The organism is Leisingera sp. F5, from assembly GCF_001593695.1.
On the sequence record NZ_LUKH01001170.1, the window covers coordinates 1 to 1,217 of the forward strand.

1 protein-coding gene is annotated in these 1,217 nt (G+C 62.1%); it reads right to left on the reverse strand.

Annotated elements, in window-relative coordinates; translation table 11 throughout:
• The coding region (gene asnB / locus A2I95_RS39850; RefSeq protein ID WP_291737866.1) for an asparagine synthase (glutamine-hydrolyzing) at positions 1-993 on the reverse strand (993 nt) is incomplete at its 3' end.
• Positions 994-1,217: the final 224 nt, after the last annotated feature.

A 1,217-nucleotide genomic window follows, 5' to 3' on the forward strand; every position in this document is an offset into this window, starting at 1 on the left:
GTGCATCAACCGGTCGAAGAGCGCGGGCACGGACGAGTCGATGATCTTGACGTGGTGTTCCGCGCCCAGATGCGCCCCCACCTTCTGCGCCCAGGGCAGCTCGTTGTAGCTGGCCTCGTTGAACCCGATGCTGAACGCTTTTAGCGGGCCCATCGCGGACGCGACGAGTGAGCTGTCAACCCCGCCGGAAAGGAGCCCGCCAAGGGGCACTTCGCTCATGAGCTGCGCCCTGACCGAGACGTCGAGCTGCTCGGCGACCGCCTCTTGCCATTGGGCATCCGACCAGGCCGCGGTCGAGTCATCGGCATGCGGCACGTTCCAATACTGGCGGAGTTCATGCTCTCCCGTGGACAAATCCAGCAAAAGAAGCTGCGCCGCTTCAAGCTTGTAGACGCCCTGCAGAAGTGTCCGCGGCGCGGGGACATACTCCCACGACAAATACTGTCTCACCGAGTCGACATCCAGCTGACGCTCGACCAGGCCGGTTTCAAGCAACGCCTTGATCTCGGACCCGAAGACCAGATGCTTGCCCGTGGCCGACCAGTAGAGCGGCTTGATCCCGAGATGGTCCCGCGCCAGAAGGAGCTTTCCTGTGCGGAGATCATGAAGCGCGATGGCGAACATGCCGTTCAGACGGTCCACGAAACCGGCCCCGTGCTCTTCCCACAGATGTACAATCACCTCGGTGTCGGAGTTCGTTCTGAAAGTGTGGCCCTTGGCCTCGAGTTCCGTGCGGAGTTCCCGGTAGTTGTAGATCTCACCGTTGTATACGGTGGCCACGCTGCGGTCTTCGTTGAAGATCGGTTGCTGTCCACCGGCCAGATCGATGATGGCAAGCCGCCGCATGCCCATCGCTACGCGCCGGTCATCGTCGAGGTAAAGCCCCTCCTCGTCGGGCCCCCGATGCACGATGCTGCCGCACATAGACCTGACCTGGGACATTTCCAATGGAGGGGCGCTGGCGGCGGCAGCAATTCCGGCAATTCCGCACATTTCAGGACCTTCCAATGCGGTTGAAGCGCTGCGGCACCAGTTCGCGACGGACGGCACGACTCATATGAACAGGCCCCGAAGGTCGCGTTTCAGCTGTGCCAGGCTGTCATAGGCACCGGTCCATCGCAACGCGAGGGGATCGGTGCCGAAGGTCACGAACCCCCCGGTCGAGGTCACGGAGCTGCGATAGCCAGCCCCAGTCATTACGCCGTTCCCAGTCTTTT